The organism is Streptomyces sp. NPDC058662 (genome assembly GCF_042716255.1).
Lineage (GTDB): Bacteria > Actinomycetota > Actinomycetes > Streptomycetales > Streptomycetaceae > Streptomyces.
Map to the genome: position 1 here is coordinate 1 of NZ_JBHXRU010000200.1, position 3,541 is coordinate 3,541.

Below are 3,541 nucleotides of genomic sequence, written 5' to 3' on the forward strand. Positions count from 1 at the left end.
TTCCTATCGGCCTCGTGGTCTGTGAGTTGTGATTTTGAGACTGCGCCCGGAGCCCGCGCCCGGAGCCCGCGCCCGGAGCCCGCGCCCGGAGCCCGCGCCCGGAGCCCGGGCCGGGAGCCCGCGCCCGGCGCCGTGCCGGCGCCCGTGCCCCGGCGCCCGCCCCCGTGCCCCGGCGCCCGCGCACGTGCCCGGCCCGGTCGGGCCGGTCAGGCGGCGCCGCGTACCTCCTCGTCCGGGACCGGGGCGACCCGGTCGCGGGGGAGGCGTGCCAGGGTGACGGCCCGGAGCAGCCACTCCACCGGGCCGTACCGGTACCGCGCCATCAGGTACGTACTGAGCGCGAGCTGCGCCGCGTACAGCGCCAGGGCGCCGAGTACGACGACGGCGGGACTGAGGCGGTCGTAGAGCGCGAGCCCGTAGCCGGTGAAGACGAGGGCCATGACCAGGGACTGGCCCAGGTAGTTCGTCAGGGCCATCCGGCCGGCGGGCGCGAGGAGGGCCGTCACCCGCGCCCCGCGTGCGGAGGCCATGAGCAGCAGCATCCCGCACACGTACGCGGCGGTCAGGGCGGCCGCGCTGACCGTCCCCACCGCGTGCCCGAGGATCGCCCACCGCGGCCCGAGCGGACCGGTGGCCGCCAGGCCCGCGAACACGGCGCCGGGCAGACCGGCCGCGACACCGAGCAGCAGGACGCGACGCGTGCGGGCTCGACGGCCGGCCGTCGCGGTGAGGAGGCGGGACTTGCCGCCGTACAGGCCGGCCAGGAAGGCCGCCACGACGAATCCGCCCATCACGGGGATGGCGAGGAGCGCGTCGGGCAGCTGGTCCAGGTTGGCCCGGACGACGGACGCGGCGTCGCCCCGGTAGTCGGAGACCAGTTGGGGGAAACCGGCGGCGAGTTCGGCGTCCAGCGCCGCCGCCTCCGCGTCCGACATGAGCAGGGACAGGACGCCGAGAAGCAGCATGAACGCGCTGACGCAGCCGAACACGATCAGGGCCGCCCGCCGCGCCGTGCGCGGGGAGCAGTCGCGCGCGGCGACCAGGACGAGGCCGAGCACGGCGTACGCCATCAGGATGTCGCCGGTGAACAGCAGGACGGCGTGCAGGACGCCCAGGACCAGCAGCCCGAGGGAGCGGCGCAGCAGCCTGGGCACGGGCCGCGCGCCCTCGCGCTCCGCCGAGTCCAGCTGGAGCGTGAAGCTGTAGCCGAAGAGGAACGAGAACATCAGGTAGAACTTGCCGACCACGACGGTCTGCACGAGCCCCTCGACGGCGCGGTCCAGCGTCGAGGCGCCCGGGTCCCGGATGGTGCCCAGCGCGTAAGGGCTCGCCATCATCAGCGCGTTGACCAGCAGGATGCCCAGGAGCGCGAAGCCCCGCAGGGCGTCGACCTCCGATATTCGCGGGGGCCGGGCCTGCGGCACTCGCGCTGCCGGTACGGACACTGCATCCCCCAGGTGGTTGTCATACGGCGCCGGCCAGCGTAGTTGACACCGCGCGCGGGACGGCCGCGGGCCCCGCCCGGTACGCGGCGGCGGCGCGGCGGGACCCGCCGACCTCGCGGGCCCCGCGCTCCGTTGGGGCTTACCGGCCGACGGCGGCTATCTCCTCGTCCACTCCATCGAGCTCGGCCTCCCGCCCCAGCAGGACCAACTGCTCCCTGTACCTGACCAGCGCACCGACAAGGAGCTGCGCCCGCCCGGGCTCCAGCCCGTACATGAGGCGGGCGGCAGCGACGGACTCGGACCGCAGAGCCAGCGCGATCTCCGGCAGATGGGCGAACTCCTGTCGGCTGTAGTCGCGCAGAGCCACCGTCAGCAGGGGCAGGTACGCCAACGGGCTCACCCGGGCGAGTACGCGGTAGGCGGCCACCTGCTGCGCGATCGGCAGCGTCTGCGATCCGAGAAGGGCCACCCGGGCCCGCAGCACCGCGTCGTGATTGATGTTCGCCATGTGATTCATGACGGTGATTCTGAAAGCCGCAGGGGTACCCGAACAAGGGCAAACGGATGTGCCCTTGGTCCTACGAAAACACCCTCTGACCTGTCATGATGGACACATCCCCACCCCTGAACCGCCGCCGAGGCCACCTGCCGCCGGCGGGCGGACGGAGTCACGGCCCCCTGCTTCTCCGCGGCCGGGCCCTGGGAACCCCATGGACGGCAACGGCTCGGCGTTGGCGGTCCCGGCTGTCCTGATCCGGACACTCCCGCCGAAGATGAGTACGGACACCCAGGCGGCGCCGCCTGCCGCCGCGTGACGGGTCCATGCCGGCCGGACCGGCTCGGCGGAGAGGGGGCGTACGCCAGGGGCGTGCGTGGGGGTGAAGGGGCGCGCGTGGAACCGGATGCGCTTCCTCCGGAAAGTTTCCGGCAACCCCCTTGCACGATCGGGGGTGTTTTTCGATGGGGTGGAGTTCTGGGGTGCTTGGCGCACTCCAGGACCGCCGGCCCCGCCTCGTACGAGAAGGGACACCCGCCACGACCCGGGGGGTCCTCGGCGGGCAGGCCGGCAGACCGCACATCCCCACGCCCCTGGAAGGTTCCCCGCCGAAGTGAATGTCGTCCATGTCGTCGAGATCGTTGCCCCTGCGCTGATAAGCGGCGCCACCCCGACGAGGGTCTTGACCCCTGGCACGGCCAGGGTGTTCCGGCGAGAAGCACCCGCCCCCATGGGCGCGGACGAGCAGCCGTGGGGGAGTACATGAACGAGGAGTTCGACCCGTCCGGGGACCGGGCGGTCTCCAGCGAACTGGCGGGCGTCCTGCCCGTCGACTACACCGCCTTCCACTCCCAGCAGCACAGGAGTTACCTCCGCTACGCCCACCTCCAACTGGGCAACGCGAAGGACGCCGAGGACGTCGTCGACGACGTCTTCACCTTCCTGCTGAAGGTGTGGACCCACGCCCTGCGCGAGGCGAGCCTGCACTCCTTCGCCTGGACCGTGCTCCGCGAGCACGTCGAGCGCAGGCTCGCCGTCCTCGGACGGCAGGTCGCCATGGTCGAGACAGCCTGGTTCGCCGCGCTGCGCCGATCCTCGCGCGAGCGCATGGAGCTCCAGGAGTCGAAGCTGGGCCTGTACGCGGCGATCGCGGAACTCCCCTCGGAGAAGCAGTACGACGTGGTGCTGCTGAGCTTCGTGCTCGGCAACGACTGCGACACCGTCGCCCGGATGATGGGCATCGCCCCCGCCACGGTCCGCTCGCACATCCGGGGCGCGCGCCGAACCCTGTCCCGAAAGCTCGGGGTGGACTGGATCCCCGGAGAGGAGAAGGACCAGTGAGCGACATGACCCGCGATCGCGACATGGCGCTGTGCGAACTGGACGCGGCGCTGGCGGACGCGCAGGTGCTGGTGGAGGAGTACGCGGGCTACGACGAGGGCGCCGCCCGGCGCCGTATCGCCCGCCGAATCGTCGCCGACCGCGCCCGCTCCTCGGCCGCATCCGCCGACCCCGGCGCCGGTGCCGGCGAGCCGCCCGCCCCCCGGCCGGGGGCCGGGCCCCGGGGGTGGTAGTAAACAAAAACCACACCCCCCGGCCC

At 72.8% G+C, this 3,541-nt stretch carries 4 protein-coding genes; 2 read left to right on the top strand and 2 right to left on the bottom strand.

Going from position 1 to position 3,541, the window contains the following annotated elements; translation table 11 throughout:
- Nucleotides 1–206: 206 nt before the first annotated feature.
- Nucleotides 207–1,445 (bottom strand): DUF418 domain-containing protein, encoded by a 1,239-nt coding sequence (locus ACFWUQ_RS31310; protein ID WP_384544781.1) that lies wholly within the window; start codon nucleotides 1,443–1,445, stop codon nucleotides 207–209.
- Between the two features lie 139 nt (nucleotides 1,446–1,584).
- Nucleotides 1,585–1,962, bottom strand: coding sequence for a hypothetical protein (locus tag ACFWUQ_RS31315; protein WP_384544783.1), 378 nt, complete (start codon nucleotides 1,960–1,962; stop codon nucleotides 1,585–1,587).
- 729 nt (nucleotides 1,963–2,691) lie between these two features.
- Between ACFWUQ_RS31315 and ACFWUQ_RS31320 the strand changes: the two genes are divergently transcribed.
- Both ACFWUQ_RS31320 and ACFWUQ_RS31325 read left to right on the top strand, forming a co-directional pair.
- On the top strand, nucleotides 2,692–3,282 hold the full coding sequence (locus ACFWUQ_RS31320) for an RNA polymerase sigma factor (protein WP_384544785.1): 591 nt from the start codon (nucleotides 2,692–2,694) through the stop codon (nucleotides 3,280–3,282).
- A complete protein-coding gene (locus tag ACFWUQ_RS31325; RefSeq protein WP_384544787.1) occupies nucleotides 3,279–3,515 on the top strand; it encodes a hypothetical protein in 237 nt (78 codons plus the stop codon). The genes ACFWUQ_RS31320 and ACFWUQ_RS31325 overlap by 4 nt, the downstream gene beginning before the upstream one ends.
- The last annotated feature ends 26 nt before the right edge of the window (nucleotides 3,516–3,541 follow it).

Excerpts from the sequence above, each read along its gene's own strand:
- ACFWUQ_RS31315 (WP_384544783.1), bottom strand. The coding sequence starts at position 1,962 with ATGAATCACATGGCGAACATCAATCACGACGCGGTGCTGCGGGCCCGG.